This window comes from Bowmanella denitrificans (assembly GCF_039522935.1).
Classification (GTDB): domain Bacteria; phylum Pseudomonadota; class Gammaproteobacteria; order Enterobacterales; family Alteromonadaceae; genus Bowmanella; species Bowmanella denitrificans.
The window spans coordinates 59706-80025 of sequence record NZ_BAAAEI010000014.1 but is presented as its reverse complement, the minus strand read 5'-3'; the positions used below and the strand labels follow the sequence as shown (position 1 = coordinate 80025).

Here is a 20320-nt window from a genome sequence, read left to right as displayed (position 1 = left end):
CATATCAATACCCCCTGTTGCCTGACAAGGCAGCAGCTTGATCCAGCAGCGCCGGACTGACCTTTACCCTGTGGCTGACGACCTTGCCCACCACAATCAGGGCAGGCCCTTGGAATTGTCTGGCCGCCACCTTAGCGGCAATATCTTCTAGCTGGCCGGTTACCCTTTGCTGATTAAGCTGGCTGACGTTTTCCACCACCGCCACCGGCATATCTGCCGCCATGCCATGCCCGGCCAATCGCTGGCAAATTAAATCAAGTCGGTTTAACCCCATATAAAACACCAGGGTTTCCCCCTCTTTGCTGCCCAGCACCAGATTGGCCCAGTTGGGTTCGCTTTGCGGACATTTCATTCTGGCGGTAATAAAGCGTACCGATTGCGCGCAGTCTCTGTGCGTCAGGGGGATACCACACCATGCCGACAAACCCGAAGCGGCGGTAATCCCCGGCACAATGGCAAAGGCAATTCCGGCGTTTTCCAGGGCCGCGCACTCCTCTGCGCTACGGGCAAACACAGCGGGATCGCCGCCTTTTAAACGAACAACGCATTTGCCTGCCTGCGCTTCGGTAACCAGCAACCGGCAGATCTGCTGCTGACTCAGGCTGTGGACGCCACAGCGTTTGCCCACATAACGTTTATCCAGTTTTGCCGGTAACATGGCCAGTAACTCGTCACTGACCAAATCGTCATACAACACCAAATCGGCCTGCTGTAACAATCGCCAGGCTTTGAGGGTGAGCAACTCGGCATCGCCAGGTCCGGCACCCACCAGGTAGACCCTGCCAGATTGTTGGCTTTTGCCAGGTAGCAGCATGCGAAAGCCCCAACGTCGGTGTATAGCCTGGGGTAAAAATGGCAGGGATTTAAACAACGACAACCTCATATAGCCTCCTGAAAGATAATCGCCGCTTGTGTTTCCAGCGCCAAACGGCTGGCTGAGGCTGGCTGTTGACTGCTCACCAGCTTGGCCAGCTCCGGTTTACAGGAGCCGCAACCTGTACCACAGCCAAGGTACTTGCCAAGCTTCTGCACACTGTTATGCCCATCATTTATGGCCTGGCAAATAGCCTGTTCGTGCACCTTAAAACAGCTGCAGACTTGCCTGCCTTGCATAAAAGACGCGGGTGGCTGCGCCCTTAACCAGGCGGACAACTCGGTGTCATCCAACGCATCGTTATCCAGCATGCTTTGTAGCCAGGCGCTTGGCAGCACAGGCCAGGGCAATTCACTTATTTGCCAGGCCCAGTGCAGTGCCTGGCCGTGCAGGGCCACATAGCCGGTGTGCTGGCCGCTCCGCCCCAGTCCTTGTTCTGCACCCAGCCAATCGCTCAACATGCCTTGCCAATCGGGTCGATCTTTACCGGCCAGCAAATAGCATTGCCCACCAGCCAGGGGTAGGCGCAACCAGTATTGGCTCAACTGATTTAACTGCACGGCACTCAGAGTATTGCGACACAGCAGGATGGCGTATTGGCTGAAGTGCTGCGGCAATACCGCCACTGCCGCGTGTTTAAGTTCGGGCTGAAATGACAAAGGATCGCCAACCGCGGCAAACAGGGCGCCAATAGCGCCGTGGCTGCAAAACTGTTGGTTCCAGTGCATGGGCGCAAACAATTCGCCGCGCCGCTGGCTACTTTCCAGCTTAATTTGCAGCATCACCTGTGCCTCACCACTGCATTTTGACCTTAGCTTCACCAGTTGCCCTTCCTGTAAACCCATGACGGCGGCGTCCTCGGGATGCATGGCCAGCCAGGGGCGATCCTGATGCTGCAACAGTTCAGGCGCGGTGCCGGTGCGGGTCATGCTATGCCACTGGTCACGCACTCTGCCGCTATTCAGCACCCATGGGAAAGCCTCGCTGGTCAGTTGCTTGGGCGGCTGGTACGTCAGTGGCACAAAATTGGCCCGGCCGCTTTGGGTGTAAAAATGCCCATCGCTGAACAAACGTTTGCAACCCTGCGGATTATGACTATTCACCGGCCATTGTATGGGAGACAGTTGTTCATACTGACGCTGCGTTAATCCCGCCAGGCCACTGATATCCAGCGCCCGCTGTCCCTGATTGGCAAGCCCGGTCAGCCGCGCATATTCAGCAAAAATGTCACTGGGGTGGGCGTAATCAAAACCACTAAAACCCATGGCCCTGGCAAACTCGCAGAGGATCTGCCAGTCGGGCTTGGCCTGACCGGCAGGCACTAAAAAGCCTCGCTGACGGGAAATACGTCGCTCGGAATTGGTTACCGTTCCGTCTTTTTCCGACCAGGGGCAAGCAGGAAGCGCAATATGGGCAAAGGCCAGGGTATCGTTATTAGCCACAGCGTCTGATACCACCACCAGCTCGCACTGGCCTAGCGCCTGCGCCACCAGTTGACGGTCCGGCAGGCTGACCATGGGGTTAGTGCCCATAATCCACAGTGCTTTGATCTTGCCTTTGGCCATTTGGCTGAACAGTTGCAGCGCAGGTAAACCAGGGGCTTTGACCATGGCAGGGGACTGCCAGTACTGCTGTAAAAGCTGCCTGTCCCGCTCGGACTGAATATCCAGGTGCGCGGCCAGCATGGTGGCCAGCCCACCCACCTCACGGCCGCCCATGGCATTGGGCTGACCGGTAACAGAAAACGGGCCACTACCGGGTTTACCAATTTTGCCGCTGGCCAGATGGCAATTAATAATGGCGTTGACCTTGTCGGTGCCGCTGCTGGACTGGTTTACCCCCATGGAAAAGAAACTGAGCGCGCTTGGGCTGTTACAAAACCAGCGATAAAACAGGCGGATATCGCGGCTGTCCAGTTCACAAAGCTGCGCCACTTTTGCCACGGTCCAGTCACGGGCGCAGTCTAATGTGGCTGCAAAGCCCTGGGTATGCTGACGGATAAAGGCCTGATCCAGCCCCTGATGTTCGGCAAGATACGCCAGTAAACCATTAAACAGCGCCACATCGGTACCGGCTTTAATCGGCAGAAAAAGGTCCGCCTGTTCGGCAGTGGCGGTTTTTCTGGGGTCGATAACCACCAGTTTCAACGCCGGATTTATGGCCCTGGCCCGCTCCATGCGCTGATACAGCACCGGATGGGTCCAGGCAGCATTGGAGCCAACCAGCACCAGTAACTCGGTTTGTTCCAGATCGTCATAACAACATGGCATGGCATCGGCACCAAAGGCACGTTTGTAGCCTGCCACCGCCGAGGACATACATAGCCTTGAATTGGTATCAATATTGGCGCTGCCGATATAGCCCTTCATTAATTTATTGGCCAGGTAATAGTCCTCGGTCAGCAGTTGCCCCGAGACATAAATGGCCACCGAATCCGGCCCGTATTTTTGTATGGCTTGAGTAAAACCCTGCGCCGCGGTGTCGATAGCTTGCTGCCAACTGGTTGGCTGGCCATATATCGTCGGGCTGAGGAGTCTGCCCTGCAGGCCGTTCGTTTCCGGTAGCTTGCTACCCTTGATACATAGCCGACCATAATTGGCGGGGTGGTTCTGCGTGCCATGCACGCCATCCAAGTATTTTTGCCCTTGTGCATCGGTACTTAGCTGCGCATCCACACCGCAACCGACACCGCAATACGGACAGGTGGTGGCACAAAGGCGGGCGGCCGCTTGCATCAGCACACTCCTTTTGTCACAGGCTGAGACGGATTAGCAATCTGCACATCCTGACCGCTGAGCCTGACCGCAAACACCGGTAGCGCGATATTGTTGTCTTCAAGACACTGGCCACTGAGCAGCGAAAAATGCTGTTTATATAATGGCGAGGCCACCACCGGCTCCCCGGCGATACTGCCCACAATACCGCGACTGATCACATTGGCTTTACCAATAGGATCCCAGTTTCCCACCGCAAACAGCTGCTGCTTATCGCCATGCCTAAGGCTAAACAAAGCCAGTTGCCTGCCCTGCCCTTCAATATCGGGTAAATAGGCACATACGCCTGAATTGTCGATAAGGTCGTCGAGTTTACAAAGGGTTATCCACTGCATCATGCGCTCCTCAGACATTTTGGGGTTCACTGCTTATCTGGCGGACATCAATAGCGGCGAAAGCGAGTTTTTCCTGTTCGCTGGCGGGGCGCCACTGGCCGCGCTCTTCAACAAACTGGATATTGCTGTCGGGCTTATCAGCATTCACAAACTGGCGGAAGCGCTTGAGATTCTGTTCAGAGCCGATAGCGGTTTTCCATTCACATTGGTAGCTGCCAATGATTTGCTGCATTTGTGCTTCAAGCGCTTCAGCCAGGCCCAAAGAATCGTCAATAATCACCTCTCGCAGGTAATCCAGGCCGCCTTCCAGGCTTTCCAGCCATACCGAGGTACGCTGCAGGCGATCTGCGGTGCGCACATAGAACATTAAAAAGCGGTCGATATAGCGGATCAGGGTGTCGGTATCCAGGTCCTGGGCGAACAGGTCGGCATGGCGGGGCTTCATGCCACCATTGCCACACACATACAGATTCCAGCCTTTTTCGGTGGCGATCACCCCCACATCTTTACTCTGCGCCTCGGCACACTCCCTGGTACAACCGGATACCGCCATTTTGATTTTGTGCGGTGAGCGCAGCCCTTTATAACGGTTTTCTATATCAATGGCGGTGCCAACACTGTCCTGCACCCCATAACGACACCAGGTACTGCCGACACAGGATTTCACCGTGCGCAGCGACTTGCCGTAGGCATGGCCGGTTTCAAAGCCAGCTGCGATCAGTTCCCGCCAGATATCCGGCAGTTGTTCGACTCTGGCGCCAAACAAATCAATACGCTGACCGCCGGTAATTTTGGTGTAGAGCCGATACTTTTTCGCCACCTGGCCAATCACAATCAGCTTATCCGGGGTAATCTCACCGGCCGGCACTCTGGGTACCACAGAATAGGTGCCGTCTTTTTGCATATTGGCCAAAAAGGTGTCGTTGGTGTCCTGCAGGCCCACATGCGGGGTGGCCAGCACAAACTCATTCCAGTTGGAGGCCAGAATCGACGCCGCCACAGGCTTACAGATATCGCAGCCAAGCCCTTGGCCGTGCTTTTCCAGCAACGCCTCAAAGGTACGGATGTTTTCCACCTGCACCAGATGGAACAGTTCCTGGCGGCTATAGGCAAAGTGTTCGCAGATATCCTTTTTCACTTCCACGCCACGTTTGGCCAATTCGCCATCCACCAGGGTTTTCAGTAATCCGGCGCAGCCACCACAACCCGTGCTGGCCTTAGTGCAGCTTTTAATCGCGCCAAGTTCACAAGCGCCCGCATCCATGGCACCGAGAACATCGCCCTTGCTGACATTGTGGCAGGAACAAATAGTGGCCGTGATGGGGAGTGCATCGGCACCCAATGCGGGTTTGCTGCCAGCTGCGGGTAGAATCAGACTTTCCGGAAATTCCGGTAGATCCATACCGTTGAGCGCATATTGCAGCAAGGTATCGTAATCGGAGCTGTCACCCACCAGCACCGCGCCCAGCAATCTTTGCTGGCTGGCATCTACCACCAGTTTCTTGTAAATGCCCAGCGGCTGGTTCTGATACTGGTAAGACAAGGCCCCAGGGGTTTTCCCATGCGCATCGCCGATACTGGCCACCTCAACCCCGAGTAATTTGAGTTTGGTGCTCATATCTGCGCCCTGGAAACACAGCTCCCCAGCGCTGATATGGCTGGCAGCCACACGGGCCATCTGATAACCGGGGGCCACCAGACCAAAAATCCTGCCCTGCCACAGCGCGCATTCACCAATGGCGTAAATATCAGGATCTGAGGTGCGGCACTGGTCATCGATAATAATGCCGCCGCGTTCGCCTGTTTGTAGCTCTGCCTGGCGCGCCAGCGAATCCTGCGGGCGAATACCGGCGGAAAACAATATCAGATCGGCCTCCAGTGCCTCGCCATCTTTAAACTGCAACTGATAGCGACAGTGTTTACCTGCCACAATTTGCTGCGTGGCCTTATCTGTGTGTACCTTGACACCCAACGCTTCAATTTTGCTGCGCAGTTGTTTACCGCCGCCTTCATCCAGTTGCACCGCCATTAGCTGGGGGGCAAACTCCACCACATGGGCTTGCAGCCCGGCTTGCTTCAGGGCATTGGCGGCTTCCAGCCCCAATAACCCGCCGCCGATCACCACGCCGACGCGACTTTGCGCTGCCGACGCCTGAATGGCCTCAAGATCTTCGATAGTGCGATACACCAAACAATGGGGCTGATCATTGCCGGGAATGGGCGGCACAAAAGGATAAGATCCGGTGGCCAAAACCAGCTTGTCGTACACCAGATGGCGCCCGTCTTTCAGCCAAACCTGCTTGGCCTGGCGGTCAATTCTCTCCACCCAGGCATTGCAGAAAAAGTGAACTCCCAGTTGCTGATAGTGGGATTCGCTGGTCAGCATCAGATCCTCGGCGCTTTTACCGGCAAAAAATTCCGACAGATGCACTCTGTCATACGCCAGTCTGGGTTCACCGCTTAGCACTGTGATCTCTGCGCCAGGACAGGCACCAACCAGTTGTTCAACAAAATGGTGACCAACCATACCATTGCCCACCACCAGTATTTTCTTTGTGTTGCTCATGCTCAACTCCATGGGTTTTGGCCCAAAATAAAAAAGCCCACAGACCGTCCATCCCTGATGGGATGCGTATCTGTGGGCTTCGTTGCCCGGCCCGGCAGCAGACTTCATCGTCTGTGCGGGTCGTATGACAAATTGTATTAACGCGGCGACGACCTGTTATACACCGGCTTTAAAGGCCGGGTGGATCTAACTGTCCGTGGACGGCCAAGCGTCCGGGCCTTAGCGCTGAAAACCATTAAGCAGACATAATGCCAACTTATTAAATCCTTAATTATCAACGCATTACAAGAAATTAGCAGGCCTGAACAAGGTCATCGCAAACCACTTGGGTGCAAGTCTGCACTTCACTGGTGCAGCACCCTACGTCTTTCCAGAACAATGCCTTACATCAGCCACTGACAAACCAGCAATAGCGCCAATAACACCGACACCGCCTGCCAGAATCGTACTGGTTGCCGCTCCAGCAGGGACAAGCTGGATTGTCTGGCCAATAGTCGGCCACTGGGCTGAGTCAGGTCCTGTGCAAATTCTGACAGAGCAGCATAACGCTGGCGCGGTTCAAAGCGGGTGGCTTTTTGCAGGACTAAATCCAGCCAGGCAGGCAGATCCGGCCGGTGTGCCGTCAGGCTGTGATAACGTCGCGACGTGACTTTGTCCTGGCTGCTACGAGACAGTGCGGGGGCGGAAAAAGGCAGCTTGCCGCTAAACAGTTCATAAAGCAGTACCGCCAGCGAAAATTGATCGCTATACATGCTCGCCTGCTGCCCCAATAAGCATTCGGGTGCGCTGTATTCCATCGCGCCCCGCGGCTCGTCCGCTCGTACAGCGGCTCCGGCTTCCTGCCAGCCCGCCACTTGCACAGCGCCAAAGTCCAGCAGGGTTAACTGGCCTTGCACACCGATGATGATATTCTCCGGGCGTAAATCGCGGTGCACCATCCCCTGTCTTTGCAAAACTCTGAGCACGTCTATCAGTTGCGTTAATATTGGTCTGATTTGCCCTAAAGTTGGACTGGGATGGTCTTGCATCCACTGGCGTAGTGTCTGCCCCGGCAGATATTCGCAAAGATGGTAAAGAAAACGACTGGGCGGTGCGGAGTACATTTTCATAATGCCTTTGTGCTGCAGTCTTGTCGCCACCCATTGTTCTTTGATAAAGCTATCCAGATAGACGGCATCGTCGTCATGGTTAAGCGCCGGCGCTTTAAGCACCAAAGGGTAAGGCCAGTCTTTATGGCTGACCAGATAAACATGACTGCGCATACCATGATGCAAAACCTGGCGCACCACAAAACCATCCAGCGTCATGCCCTTTTGTAACACCGGCGGGATAACCTTCGAGGTGAGTTCAGACAATATTTCCTGCTCATCTTGCTGTGGCAGGCTGTTAATCCGCAGCAACAGCGCACTGATATTATCCGCACTGCCCGCCGTCAGCGCGGCGTCCACTATGCTCTGCGCCCCGGCTTCCAGATCACTTTGCAGATTGCCAAGCAGCGCTTTAAGGCGCACATCCGGCAAGACATCATGCACCCCATCGGTGCATAGCAGAAATACGTCACCTGGCTTAAGATCGGTCTGGCGATAGTCCACTTCCACATAGTTGTCCATGCCCAGCGCCCTGCACAGCGGCATCGGTGGCCGGTTCAGCCGATGGTCAATTGTCAGCAGCTCAAGCTCCGCACCCCGGTAGCGGTAAATACGACTGTCTCCCACATGCAGCAAATGTGCGGTATTGGACTTGCAGATCAGGGCGCTGAAAGTGGTTAACATGCCCATCTGACCTGGTGCCTGGCGACCATGATGATACAGCCAGTTATTCAGTGATGTCAGAATACGGGCAGCACTGGTTTTAACCGGCCAGCTGTCGGGCGTGCTCAAATAGTCCTGAATAAAATGCTGCACACTTAACTGTGCCGCTTGCTGGCCCTGCCCGGTATGGCTGGCCCCGTCGGCAATGCAGGCCACCCCACCTTTGATTTGCAACAACCAGCCACTGGGTAAATGGGCGGCAAAGGCATCGTCGTTGATGACTTTCTGCCCGGCCAGGCTGGCACCACCAAAACACAAGTCCAACTTGCCAGTTGTATCAGCCTGGCTCTCGGGGTTAGCCAGGCTCACTGCAGATGCGTTGCTCATGACAGGGTGATCAACTCTACCGAACCATCTTCACGAACTTCGGCCATATGTCCTTTAGGTTCATCCATCAGCAGCAGCACCATAAAACCCAGTACTGCCGTGGCCGCAATCACCATAAAGAAACTGGCATAATCTACCAGCGACAACACAGTTAAGTAGGTAACCGCGCCGACATTACCATAGGCACCTGTCATACCGGCTATCTGGCCGGTCAGGCGGCGCTTAATCAGCGGCACAACAGCAAACACCGCACCTTCGCCAGACTGCACAAAGAAAGAGCAAAGCATAACCGCCAGAATGGCCCAGTGCAGCGGCCAACTGCTATCGACCTGGCTCATCATAAGGTAACCCAGCGCCAGTCCGCCGGTGAGGATCAGCAAGACGGATTTTCGGCCAAAACGATCTGACAACCAACCGCCGGCAGGTCGGGACATCAAATTCATAAAGGCATAAGCCGATGCCACCATACCTGCCACTAACGGCGCCAAGGCAAAGGTTTCGGCAAAAAACAACGGCAACATGGACACTACTGCCAGCTCCGAGCCGAAGGTGGCAAAGTACAGGATGTTCAACACTGCCACCTGTTTAAAGGAATAACGGTGCAATTCAGGCACTGGGGTTGAAAACACCGACTTATTCACCCGCCAGACTTGCTGCACTTCGATGCCATACAATACCACCAGCCCCAGATAAGCCAGCAGGCAAAAACTGTCTGACAGCAGGCCGACACCGCTGGCAGAGAGTTTCCAGACCAAAAGAGCCAATGCGCCATACATAGGTAGCTTCATAATCAGCAGCAGAAAAAAATCCTGCCGACTGGTCACTTCCATGGCCCCACTTTGGCGTGACTTAAAATACGTTGCCCCCTTGGGGGTATCAGAGACATTGGCATAATACACAAAGGCAAAAACCAGACTCAGCAGACCGGTCAGGCCGATGGCATAACGCCAACCCTCATCGCCGCCAAACAGCAAGGCCAACGCGGGCAAGCTGAAAGCAGCGGCGGCCGACCCAAAGTTACCCCAACCGCCATACACCCCTTCGGCTGTGCCTAACTCATGACTGGGAAACCATTCACTGACCATGCGAATGCCAATAACAAAACCGGCACCAATAAAGCCCAGCAAAAATCTGGCAATGGCGGCCTGAATAAAATTGTCTGCCAGGGCAAAGGCCAGACAAGGTAACGAACAGACCGCCAGCAATACAGAGTATACCCGTCGTGGCCCATACCTGTCGGTCAGCATGCCTATCACGACTCTGGCTGGGATGGTCAGCGCCACATTCAGGATCAACAAGGTTTTAATCTGCTGACTGTCCAGCCCCAGGTCGACAGCGATGGCCTGTAACAAGGGCGCATGGTTGAACCACACTAAGAAGGTAATAAAAAAAGCCATCCAGGACAGATGTAATATCTTCATCCTGCCCTTGAACGACAATAAGTTAAATGTGTCTGCTGATGTCATTTTTCACTCCCGCATCCCGCCATACCCAGGCTGCCCGGCTATATTGAGTTCAAAAAAAAGCCCAGAGGCCGTGCTATGCACAGCGCTCCGGGCTTCGTTGCCTTGTCGGTGGCAGGCGTCATTGCCAAACGACCGACTCACTAAGTTGTTAAACCAACAGACCTGGGCCTGATTGGTGGTGGCGGTATCTTATTGTTATTGGGCCTGGCGGCTCTGATTATTATTGTTGCCGTTGCAGCATCTTTGCCGCGATACCAGTGCCATGTCCGGCAATTCCCATTGGCGGAGTTGTACCGTTCCACTTGTTGCCTGACAGCTAATGCAGATTGAATGCCAGAATATTTTTTGTATATTTATCATAAAGTTAGAATAATTCACTGTCACAGGTTAGGGAGCAACTTGTCGGTTTGAGTGCAACCTTGCCCCGCGTCAGTGCAATCAAGCGTTCAGCTTGTCGGCAAATACTCCTTGATAGAGATCGGCCCGGTACACCTCGGCCGCAATATTCTGACCGGCAATATTCTGTTGCAGCTGTCCAGATGACTGCATATGAGACAAAAACCACTCTGCATAGCCAGGGTTGGGACAATTGTCCGGCGTCTCGCCAGAGCTAGCAAACCGGTTGTAGGCCGGTATATACCTGGGCGCCACCGACTCCTGCACCAAACAACTGCCCAGTAAAGCGGGTGCCACGACATCCAGATCGGCATGCAGGTATGCCTCATCACACAGTATTCGCGCAGCTTCGAAGCGATTGGGCACTAATGCCAGCCAACGACAGGCCATATCCAATGCCTGTAACAAGGCCTGGCAACTGTCGGGATTATGTGTTTGCCAGCTTTGCAGCATCCCCAACACCTTTTCTGGCATATCCGGCCAGATATCACAGGACGTGACCACCGTGACCCCCAACCCGACCCTGACGGCCTTGGCATTCCATGGACCACCGACACAGTAACCATCGACACTGCCTTCATGCAAAGCAGCCACCATACTGGTGGGCGGGATCACCTGAATGTCCACATCCTGCCCAGGTACAATTTGCCCGCTGCGCAGCCAGTCGCAAAGCTGATAGAAATGACAACTAAAGGGAAAAACCGTGGCAAAACGCAGTTTACTCTGCCCGGCTTTTTGCCGCTGACGGATCACGGCTCGCAAGCTTTCGGCTGGCAACGGCATAGCTGGGGCTCGGCAGGACATCGCATTCAGACTGGTGACCTGTTGATACAAGCGCTCGGACAACGTAATACCATTGCCGTTGAAACTCAGCACAAACGGCGTGATAAATTGGCGTTGCGTGCCCCCCAACCCAAGCCGACTGGCAAGTGGCATCGGCGCAAGCATCTGTGCCGCATCCAGCACACCTGCATGCAACTTATCCCGCAAGGTCGCCCAGGAGTTTTGCCGCCTGAGGTTAACCTGTATGCCACATTGCGCAAAGAACCCCAGTTCCTTGGCGACGACCAATGGCGCACTGTCGGTTAAGGGCATAAAACCTATTTCAAGCGGCGCTTTGTCAGTTGTAGACATCTATTTAATCCAATGTGTTAAATAAAGAAATCAATGTTCTGGCGACATCTTCCATTTTTTGTCCGCTGTCCATGGCCATTTTGCGCAGGCTGCTGAATGCCTGCTGTTCGGTTAAGGACTTTTGTGTCATTAACAGGTGTTTGGCTTTGTCTATCAAACGGCGGGAGTCCAATTTACGCTTGGTTTCGTCCAACTCCTGTTTAAGATGCTGAAACTGGTTGAAGCGCGCGACCGCCGCATCCAGAATTGAGCGCACCCGGCTGCTACTGACATCTCCCACCACATAAGCACTGACGCCGGATTGCACAGACTGATTGATAAGTCCGGTGTCCTCCTGATCGCAGAACATCACCACTGGTTTGGGGTTGAAGTTGGATAAGGTGCTCAGGCTCTCCAGAATATCCCGATCCGGTGACTCAATATCGATCACAATAATATCGGGTTTCAGCCTGTCCACCTCTTTTAGCAAGGCGGTGCGGGAGCTGACCAGATGCGACACCTGATAACGTGATTTATCCAATGCGGAGCGAAAGGCGGCTGCCCTGTCCAAGTCATCGTCAATCAGCAGAATATCCAGTGGTTTTTCTAAACACACATCGCTTGACGGCATTCAATATGATTAACTGAAAAATAGTAGTGAGGCCTTCGCAAAATGCGCACCACTTTGTTTTTAGTCTTTAAAATCATAGTGCTAAGGCAATTCTTCCACCAAAGTAACGCTATTAACGATAGATTCCATACGCTTTCGCACCAGTTCGGTGCACATAACGCCGCCAATGCGACAAAAAGGGGATTTTCTCAATTAAAGCCCGGCATGCTTGGGTGGCGAATGTGGTATAACAACGCTCCGATATTTGACGATCTGCCCAAATGAGCCTGAACCACGAAATCCGCCAACTCGTTAAGCTAGCCTGGCCGCTGTTAATTGCCCAGGTCACCCAAACACTGATGGGGGTGTCGGATACCATTATGGCTGGCCGGGTGTCGGCGACCGATATGGCGGCAGTGGCCATTGCTGCCAGTGTGGTGATGCCCATTTTGTTCTTTTTGCAGGGTATTATTCTGGCCCTGCCACCTATTATTTCCAGGCTTAGAGGGGCCCGCAAACTGGATGAGATCCCGGAAAAAGGCCAGCAGACATTATGGCTGGCCCTGATGTTGTCCCTGCCACTGGCCTTGTCAGCGCCATTTGTGCCTAATTTGCAGGGGCAGTTGAATATGGAGCCACAGCTTCAGCGCATCACCCTGGAATACGTTCAGTATTTACTGGTGGGCGCACCCTTTTTTGCCGCCTATCAGGTATTCAGGCAATACTGTGAAGGTCTGTCTGTTACCCGCCCCAGCATGGTGATTATGGCCATTGGCCTCTTGGTCAATATTCCCGCCAACTATGTATTTATTTACGGCAAGTTAGGCGTGCCGGCATTTGGTGGGGCCGGTTGTGGTATCGCCACGTCTTTGGTGTTTGCCGCCATGATGCTAAGCACCTGGTTATATACGCACTATTCCGCGTCTATGCGCCGCTTCCATCTGTTTCAGACCTGGTATGCACCGCGTCTGGGGGAAATCAGCGAAATACTGAAATTGGGTGTGCCCATTGCGCTGACCATATTATTTGAAGTGTCACTGTTTGCGGTGGTTGCCCTGTTGCTGGCCCCCTATGGCGCTACGATGGTGGCAGCCCATCAGGTGGCGCTAAGCCTGTCCTCATTAATGTTTATGGCACCACTGAGTATTGGCCTGGCGCTGACCATCCGGGTCGGCTTCCTGCTGGGAGAAGAACAGCCATTAAACGCTAAACGCGCGGTACAGGGTGCCTGGTTGGTGGGTATGTGCTCAGCGATACTCACGGCTTCCCTGTCGTTTTTCTTACGCTATGAAATTGCCGGTTTGTACAGTACCGACCGACAAGTAGTGGAAATGGCCGCCGATTTGATGTTCCTGGCCGCGGTTTTTCAGTTTTCAGATGCCATTCAGGTCATTTCAGGCTGTGCCCTGCGTGGCTATAAAGATGCCAAAGCCATGTTCTTAATCAGTTTTGTTTCTTACTGGGTGATTGGCCTTAGCACCGGCTGTATTCTGGGCCTGACAGACTGGTTGGTGCCGCATATGGCCGCCAGCGGTTTCTGGATTGGCTTTATTGTCGGTCTGACCTCGGCAGCGGTTTTCTTAGGCTGGCGTCTGGCCTATATTCAACGGGAACAAAGGCCGGCGCTGGCACAAACAGGATAAGCTCTGTACTACTTACTAGAGCGTGTTGAGGATTACTTGCAGCGTCGCCCATTGTTTCGCGATGCCCATATTGCCCTGGCTAAAAAGGCCACCAGCAAGGGCCAGTTGCTGGCTGGCGGTGCGCTTGCTGAGCCAGTGGATCAGGCCGTGCTGCTATTTAAAAGTGATTCAGCAGAAGTGGCAGAGGCATTTGCCAGACAGGATCCCTATGTAGTCGCGGGATTGGTGACGTCCTGGCAGGTACGACCATGGAACATTGCCATAGGTGCAGGACTGCCAGCCATCACCTTTCCCTGATGCTCAGGGGCCTGGGTCCCTGCCACTTCTTAACCATCCGGTCACTGAAATGCGACTGTTGGGAATGCCAGGCTGTACTCGGGATACCGCATGAGGTATCGGCACCTTAAACAGCGACAAACAATTTAGCTCAGGAGAAAATCGTTCGGTGACCTGCCCATCCTGACCATAAAACTCCAGCATACCGCCCCAACTTTCCTGCCAGTTATCGGTCAGACTCAAGACAAAGGCTGCCACCCTGGCTTTGCCCTCTATTGCATCATCATGCAATTTAAGAAAATGACCACTGCGGTAACAGGTCAGCTGTGCATCGGCAAAACCAATATCAGGAGCCCGCAAAAGCTCACGCATATTGTCTAAAAACGCATCGCTGTTAAGGCTGCTGAATAATCGCGCCAGCTGCGGGGTCGCAGCTAACTGCCCGGCATGCCATTTGTCATATACCGGGTAGTTTTCAAATAAATAGGTAAAGCCTGGCTCCGCTGCCAGGCGTTGCTGAAACTCATGCAGTTGCGCTTGTGGCAGCATCTGCATAGCGTTGGCATCCAAATCCAGATGTCGTCCCTGCATGCGGGTGACCAGATTCCAGTTGTTTATCTGGACAATTTCCTGATGCAGGGCTGCTAAGTCCTGCTGTGTTAAGACAGCAGGTAACCGAACCCGCCCTAGCTTGTCCATATCGCTACGGGCTGCTGATACGTCACACTGTAACTGCATATTGGTAACGTCCTTGTGCTGTGCTTAAGGGTTTTTCACCACGTCAACAAAGTATTCTTCCTTGCCATTCACTTCTTCACGCACCAAGCCATGCACATCGGTTTCAAAACCCGGGAAGCGACGATTGAATTCGCGCACAAACTTCAGGTAATTGACTATGGTCTTGTTGTAGCACTCACCGGGAATCAGCAGCGGAATACCCGGAGGATACGGCGTGACCAGCATGGCGGTAATACGCCCTTCCAGCTCATCAATAGATACCCGCTCAACGTTACGATGGGCCATATGTGACCAGGCGTCGGCTGGGGTCATGGCCGGTATAAAGTCGGACAAGTACATATCCTTAGTGATCCTGGCTACATCAAATTCTTTATATACCTGATGGATTTGCTGGCACAGATCCTTCAGTCCCACCCGTTCGTAGCGCGGATGTTTGGCGGCAAACTCCGGCATAACCCGCCAAAGTGGCAGGTTTTGGTCGTGATCGTCTTTGAACTGCTGCAATTCAGTGACCATCGAGTTCCACCTACCTTTGGTGATACCGATGGTAAACATAATAAAGAAGGAATACAGACCGGTCTTTTCAATAATAATGTTATGTTCGGCCAGATAGCGCGTTACGATGGCGGCCGGAATGCCAATTTCATCAAAGCGCCCGTCCATATCCAGTCCGGGGGTAATAATAGTGGCCTTGATGGGGTCGAGCATATTAAAGCCGGTGGCAATATTACCAAAGCCATGCCATTCATCGGATTCCTTAATTACCCAGTCTTCCTGTTTGGGTACGCCGTCACCGGGCAGCTCATCTGGTCCCCACACTTTAAACCACCAGTCTTCGCCAAATTCGTCATCCACCTGACGCATGGCATGACGAAAATCGATGGCTTCGGTCAGGGATTCCTGCACTAATGTGCGCCCCCCTGGCGGTTCCATCATGGCCGCGGCCACATCACAAGAAGCAATAATGGCGTATTGCGGACTGGTAGAGGAGTGCATCAGATAGGATTCATTAAAACGGTGTTTATCCAGTTTACGGGTATCGCTGTCCTGCACCAGAATTTGTGATGCCTGGGAAAGACCCGCCAGCAACTTATGGGTGGATTGGGTGGCAAACACCAGCGGATCGCTGGAGCGCGGCCGGTCCTGAGCGATGGCATGCATATTGTGGTAAAGCTCGTGGAACGCCGCATGGGGCAACCAGGCTTCGTCAAAATGCAGGGTATCAATACTGTCGCCCAGTACGTCTTTAATCTCTTCCACGTTATACACAATGCCGTCATAGGTACTTTGAGTGATGGTCAAAATACGCGGCTTTTTATTGGCGGCATTACGGGCAAAAGGGTTGGCGGCAATCTTTTTGGCAATGGTTTCAGGCAAAAACTCTGACTTGGGAATGGGTCCGATAATGCCGTAGTGGTTGCGGGTCGGCATTAAAAATACCGGAATGGCACCGGTCATAATAATGGAGTGCAGAATCGACTTATGGCAGTTGCGGTCCACCACCACGATATCCCCGGGCGCCACCGTGCTGTGCCAGACAATCTTATTGGAAGTCGAGGTACCGTTGGTCACAAAGAACAGATGATCACAGCCAAAAATCCGCGCCGCATTCTGCTCACTGGCGGCCACCGGGCCGGTATGATCCAGCAACTGGCCAAGCTCATCCACCGAATTACAGACATCGGCACGCAACATATTCTCGCCAAAGAATTGATGGAACATCTGCCCCACAGGGCTTTTCAAAAACGCCACGCCGCCGGAATGACCTGGGCAGTGCCAGGAATAGGAGCTGTCGCTGGCGTATTCCATCAGGGCATTGAAAAATGGCGGCGCCAGGGCATTTAAGTATTTGCGCGCTTCGCGAATGATATGCCGGGCCACAAATTCCGGCGTATCTTCGAACATATGAATAAAGCCGTGCAGTTCGCGCAAAATATCATTGGAAAAATGCCTGGCGGTCTTGGTTTCACCATACAGAAAAATGGGAATATGCGCGTTGTGGCGACGTACTTCACGAATAAAGCCTTTAATCGCCATCAGTGCCTTGGCGACGGTTTCGTCGGTGCCGTCTTCAAATTCTTCATCGTCAATCGACACAATAAAGCAGGACGCGCGGCTGGACTGCTGAGCAAAAGAGGTTAAATCACCGTAGCTGGTAAATCCCACCACCTCCATGCCTTCTTTGTCGATGGCGGTCGCCAGATCGCGAATCGCCGAGCCGGAGATATTTTCAGAACGAAAGTCTTCATCAATGATAACGATGGGGAAACGAAACTTCATCGGCGCTCCAAAGCCAGGGAATTATGCTGCCCAGTATAGCGCTGTCTGCTGCAATTACAGAGAGTTTGTAGGTAAGTATTTAAAATAGCTGCATAAAAAAGCGGAGCCTGGGCTCCGCCTTATTTCCGCTGTCAGGATTTAGCAGAGCTCGACAGCCATGGCCGTGGCTTCACCACCGCCTATGCACAACGAGGCCATACCGCGCTTCAGTCCACGATTTTTCAGGGCATGAATCAAGGTCACCAGAATACGGGCACCGGAAGCACCAATGGGGTGACCCAGCGCACAGGCACCGCCGTTAACGTTCACTTTGGCCTCGTCTAATTGCAACTGACGAACCGCCAGCATGGTCACCATGGCAAAGGCTTCGTTAATTTCGAACAGGTCCACATCACTCGCCTGCCAGCCCAGCTTATCCAGCAACGTTTGCATGGCGCCCACAGGGGCAACGGTAAAGTTTTCCGGCTCAATGGAATGAGTGCTATGGCCCAGAATGCGCGCCAGAGGGGTTAAGCCCAGGGACTGTGCCTTGGCCTCGCTCATCACCACCAATGCCGCTGCACCATCCGAGATAGAACTGGAGTTAGCAGCGGTAATCGTGCCGTCTTTTTTAAAAGCCGGCTTAAGGTTAGGAATTTTCTCCGGCATAGCATTACCCGGACCTTCATCCTGACTCACCTCAATATCGCCCTTGCGGGTACTGACCGTTACCGCACTGATTTCATGCAAAAAGGCGCCTGACTCAATGGCCTGCCTGGCTTTGGATAATGACGACAAAGCAAAGGCGTCCATTTTTTCCCGGGTCAGATCTTCCTTGTCGGCGGTGTCCTGGGCAAAGCAGCCCATGGCCTTACCGTCATAGGCATTCTCCAGACCGTCCAGCATCATATGGTCCAGCACCTGGCCATGGCCCATGCGATAACCGCTTCTGGCCTTGGGCAACAAGTAAGGGGCATTACTCATGCTTTCCATGCCACCGGCCACGGCAGTGCTAATGGAACCGGCTTTAATCAGGTCGTGCGCCAGCATCACCGCTTTCATGCCCGAGCCGCATACCTTGTTAATGGTGGTGACACCGGCAGACAGCGGTAATCCGGCCTTGATAGCCGCCTGACGGGCCGGTGACTGGCCAAGACCCGCTGGTAAAACGCAGCCCATAATCACTTCTTCCACATGCTCAGCGCCGACACCTTGAACGGCACTGGCGATAGCATTGGCACCCAGTTCTGTAGCACTTAGGGCTGACAGGCTGCCAAGAAATCCCCCCATAGGGGTGCGTTTAGCAGCAACGATAACGATTGAATCCTGGCTCATGTTTAATCCTCTTTTCTGCATAGCGGTGTATATCTGGCTCAGTTTACTGCACCGGCAGGCGGGGCTGCCATAAGTCTAACGTACAGCTAACTGAACAATATTGCCTGGCGTCATCACCTTGTTGATAGGCACGCGGTTGTTGACGCCTTGTTACTGTTACTTTACCTTTAGGTTAACTTACAGCTTACGTAAACGTAAAGTCGCATGACCACCAACCCGACATTCAGTATTGGCGAACTGGCAAAAGAATTTGACATTACGCCCCGCTCCATCCGTTTTTATGAAGAGCAAGGCCTGCTGGAACCCGACCGTAACGGCCAGGTACGCATCTATCAGAACAAAGACAGGGTGCGGCTAAAACTGATTCTGCGCGGTAAGCGTTTGGGCTTTTCCCTGGCAGAAACCAAAACCCTGTTTAACCTTTACGACAGTGATCAGAACTCTAAAGCGCAGAATCAGGTCATTCTGGAAATGATTACTGACAAGCGCGCGGTACTGAATCAGCAACTGGAAGATATTCGTATGCTGATGAACGAACTGGATGATCTGGAAGAGCGTTGCCGCGCCGAGCTGGAACAACAATTAAGAGGAAAACTCGCATGAATGCCCCCTACCCTACAATGAACTTTGGCCTGGGCGAAGACATCGATATGCTTCGCGATCACGTTTATGCCTTTGCACAGGGTGAAATTGCTCCATTGGCCACCCAGGCGGACGAAGACAATACCTTCCCTAACGCGCTTTGGCCCAAGCTGGGTGACATGGGTTTACTGGGCGTCACCGTCTCTGAGCAATATGGTGGTGCCGACATGGGCTATCTGGCACATGTGGTAGCCATGGAAGAAATCAGCCGCGCCAGCGCCGGTATCGGCCTGAGCTACGGCGCTCACTCCAACTTGTGTGTTAACCAGATCTATAAAAACGGCAATGACATACAACGGCAAAAATACCTGCCTACACTCATCAGTGGTGAACATATTGGCGCCTTGGCTATGAGCGAACCCAATGCCGGCTCGGATGTGGTGAGTATGAAACTGCGCGCCGAGAAAAAAGGTGATCGTTACATTCTTAACGGTAACAAGATGTGGATCACTAACGGACCTGATGCCCATACCTTTGTGATTTATGCCAAAACCGATGTCAGTGCCGGACCTAAAGGTATTACCGCCTTTATTGTGGAACGTGGCACACCAGGATTCAGCCAGGCTCAGAAGCTGGACAAGTTGGGCATGCGCTCTTCCAATACTTGTGAACTGGTGTTTGAGGACTGTGAAGTACCAGCAGAGAATATCCTGGGCCAGGAAGGCGGCGGCGTGCGGGTGCTGATGAGTGGCCTGGACTATGAGCGTTTGGTGCTGTCCGGTGGCCCCCTTGGCATTATGCAGGCTTGTATGGATCTGGTGGTGCCTTACATTCATGATCGTAAGCAATTCGGCCAGAGTATTGGTGAATTCCAACTGGTGCAGGGCAAAGTTGCCGATATGTACACTCAGATGAATGCGGCCCGCGCCTATGTCTATACGGTAGCCAAGGCCTGCGATCGGGGTGAAACCACCCGTAAAGATGCCGCAGGTGCTATTCTCTATTCGGCAGAGCTGGCCACTAAAATGGCGCTGGATGCCATTCAGTTGCTGGGCGGCAATGGTTACATCAATGAGTTTCCGGCGGGCCGGCTACTGCGCGATGCCAAACTGTATGAAATCGGCGCCGGTACGTCCGAGATCCGTCGTATGTTGATCGGTCGCGAGCTGTTTAAAGAATCTATGTAGGTCGGAGGCCAACACCACAATATTGATT

The 20320-nt window shown here is 53.4% G+C and carries 15 protein-coding genes; 4 read left to right on the top strand and 11 right to left on the bottom strand.

Annotated elements, in window-relative coordinates; genetic code table 11:
• Nucleotides 1-4: 4 nt before the first annotated feature.
• From cobA to ABD028_RS12860, 8 genes are all read right to left on the bottom strand, one after another.
• A complete protein-coding gene (gene cobA / locus ABD028_RS12895) occupies nt 5-883 on the bottom strand; it encodes a uroporphyrinogen-III C-methyltransferase (protein WP_343845366.1) in 879 nt (292 codons plus the stop codon).
• Nucleotides 880-3609 carry a nitrate reductase gene (locus tag ABD028_RS12890; protein WP_343845364.1) on the bottom strand — a complete coding sequence of 910 codons (2730 nt, stop codon included), beginning with the start codon at nt 3607-3609 and terminating at the stop codon, nt 880-882. Before ABD028_RS12890 ends, cobA begins: the two co-directional genes overlap by 4 nt.
• Nucleotides 3609-3986, bottom strand: coding sequence for a nitrite reductase small subunit NirD (gene nirD, locus ABD028_RS12885; RefSeq protein WP_172449235.1), 378 nt, complete (start codon nt 3984-3986; stop codon nt 3609-3611). The genes ABD028_RS12890 and nirD overlap by 1 nt, the downstream gene beginning before the upstream one ends.
• A gap of 7 nt (nt 3987-3993) precedes the next feature.
• Nucleotides 3994-6549, bottom strand: coding sequence for a nitrite reductase large subunit NirB (gene nirB, locus ABD028_RS12880; protein WP_343845362.1), 2556 nt, complete (start codon nt 6547-6549; stop codon nt 3994-3996).
• A 383-nt stretch (nt 6550-6932) separates the two neighbouring features.
• On the bottom strand, nt 6933-8687 hold the full coding sequence (locus ABD028_RS12875) for a bifunctional protein-serine/threonine kinase/phosphatase (RefSeq protein ID WP_343845361.1): 1755 nt from the start codon (nt 8685-8687) through the stop codon (nt 6933-6935).
• Entirely contained in the window at nt 8684-10153 is a 1470-nt protein-coding gene (locus ABD028_RS12870; protein ID WP_343845359.1) for a NarK family nitrate/nitrite MFS transporter, read from the bottom strand. The genes ABD028_RS12875 and ABD028_RS12870 overlap by 4 nt, the downstream gene beginning before the upstream one ends.
• A gap of 438 nt (nt 10154-10591) precedes the next feature.
• Complete coding sequence (locus tag ABD028_RS12865) at nt 10592-11683, bottom strand: CmpA/NrtA family ABC transporter substrate-binding protein (protein WP_102795116.1); 1092 nt, start codon at nt 11681-11683, stop codon at nt 10592-10594.
• 4 nt (nt 11684-11687) lie between these two features.
• Nucleotides 11688-12293 carry an ANTAR domain-containing response regulator gene (locus tag ABD028_RS12860; protein ID WP_343845358.1) on the bottom strand — a complete coding sequence of 202 codons (606 nt, stop codon included), beginning with the start codon at nt 12291-12293 and terminating at the stop codon, nt 11688-11690.
• A 260-nt stretch (nt 12294-12553) separates the two neighbouring features.
• On the opposite strand from ABD028_RS12860, the gene ABD028_RS12855 reads away from it, so the two are divergent.
• Both ABD028_RS12855 and ABD028_RS12850 read left to right on the top strand, forming a co-directional pair.
• Nucleotides 12554-13915 (top strand): MATE family efflux transporter, encoded by a 1362-nt coding sequence (locus ABD028_RS12855; RefSeq protein WP_343845357.1) that lies wholly within the window; start codon nt 12554-12556, stop codon nt 13913-13915.
• A 3-nt stretch (nt 13916-13918) separates the two neighbouring features.
• Complete coding sequence (locus tag ABD028_RS12850) at nt 13919-14212, top strand: YciI-like protein (RefSeq protein WP_343845590.1); 294 nt, start codon at nt 13919-13921, stop codon at nt 14210-14212.
• A gap of 3 nt (nt 14213-14215) precedes the next feature.
• Here ABD028_RS12850 and ABD028_RS12845 read toward each other — a convergent pair whose 3' ends face one another.
• The 3 genes from ABD028_RS12845 to ABD028_RS12835 form a co-directional block, all read right to left on the bottom strand.
• Nucleotides 14216-14929, bottom strand: a complete 714-nt coding sequence (locus ABD028_RS12845) for a 2OG-Fe(II) oxygenase (protein ID WP_343845355.1) — start codon at nt 14927-14929, stop codon at nt 14216-14218.
• A gap of 24 nt (nt 14930-14953) precedes the next feature.
• Entirely contained in the window at nt 14954-17209 is a 2256-nt protein-coding gene (locus ABD028_RS12840; RefSeq protein ID WP_102795110.1) for an arginine/lysine/ornithine decarboxylase, read from the bottom strand.
• Between the two features lie 138 nt (nt 17210-17347).
• The gene (locus ABD028_RS12835) at nt 17348-18523 is read right to left on the bottom strand and encodes an acetyl-CoA C-acyltransferase (protein ID WP_343845353.1); all 1176 of its coding nucleotides are present in this window, start codon (nt 18521-18523) and stop codon (nt 17348-17350) included.
• A gap of 204 nt (nt 18524-18727) precedes the next feature.
• Here ABD028_RS12835 and ABD028_RS12830 point away from each other — a divergent pair, with 204 nt between their 5' ends.
• The gene (locus ABD028_RS12830) at nt 18728-19126 is read left to right on the top strand and encodes a MerR family transcriptional regulator (protein WP_102795108.1); all 399 of its coding nucleotides are present in this window, start codon (nt 18728-18730) and stop codon (nt 19124-19126) included.
• A complete protein-coding gene (locus ABD028_RS12825; protein ID WP_343845350.1) occupies nt 19123-20292 on the top strand; it encodes an isovaleryl-CoA dehydrogenase in 1170 nt (389 codons plus the stop codon). The genes ABD028_RS12830 and ABD028_RS12825 overlap by 4 nt, the downstream gene beginning before the upstream one ends.
• The last annotated feature ends 28 nt before the right edge of the window (nt 20293-20320 follow it).

Bases quoted from the DNA above. Each gene is read 5' to 3' on its own strand.
- cobA (WP_343845366.1), bottom strand. From the start codon at position 883: ATGAGGTTGTCGTTGTTTAAATCCCTGCCATTTTTACCCCAGGCTATA.
- ABD028_RS12890 (WP_343845364.1), bottom strand. From the start codon at position 3,609: ATGCAAGCGGCCGCCCGCCTTTGTGCCACCACCTGTCCGTATTGCGGT.
- nirD (WP_172449235.1), bottom strand. From the start codon at position 3,986: ATGATGCAGTGGATAACCCTTTGTAAACTCGACGACCTTATCGACAAT.
- nirB (WP_343845362.1), bottom strand. From the start codon at position 6,549: ATGAGCAACACAAAGAAAATACTGGTGGTGGGCAATGGTATGGTTGGT.
- ABD028_RS12875 (WP_343845361.1), bottom strand. From the start codon at position 8,687: ATGAGCAACGCATCTGCAGTGAGCCTGGCTAACCCCGAGAGCCAGGCT.
- ABD028_RS12870 (WP_343845359.1), bottom strand. From the start codon at position 10,153: ATGACATCAGCAGACACATTTAACTTATTGTCGTTCAAGGGCAGGATG.
- ABD028_RS12865 (WP_102795116.1), bottom strand. From the start codon at position 11,683: ATGTCTACAACTGACAAAGCGCCGCTTGAAATAGGTTTTATGCCCTTA.
- ABD028_RS12860 (WP_343845358.1), bottom strand. From the start codon at position 12,293: ATGCCGTCAAGCGATGTGTGTTTAGAAAAACCACTGGATATTCTGCTG.
- ABD028_RS12855 (WP_343845357.1), top strand. From the start codon at position 12,554: ATGAGCCTGAACCACGAAATCCGCCAACTCGTTAAGCTAGCCTGGCCG.
- ABD028_RS12845 (WP_343845355.1), bottom strand. From the start codon at position 14,929: ATGCAGTTACAGTGTGACGTATCAGCAGCCCGTAGCGATATGGACAAG.
- ABD028_RS12840 (WP_102795110.1), bottom strand. From the start codon at position 17,209: ATGAAGTTTCGTTTCCCCATCGTTATCATTGATGAAGACTTTCGTTCT.
- ABD028_RS12835 (WP_343845353.1), bottom strand. From the start codon at position 18,523: ATGAGCCAGGATTCAATCGTTATCGTTGCTGCTAAACGCACCCCTATG.
- ABD028_RS12830 (WP_102795108.1), top strand. From the start codon at position 18,728: ATGACCACCAACCCGACATTCAGTATTGGCGAACTGGCAAAAGAATTT.
- ABD028_RS12825 (WP_343845350.1), top strand. From the start codon at position 19,123: ATGAATGCCCCCTACCCTACAATGAACTTTGGCCTGGGCGAAGACATC.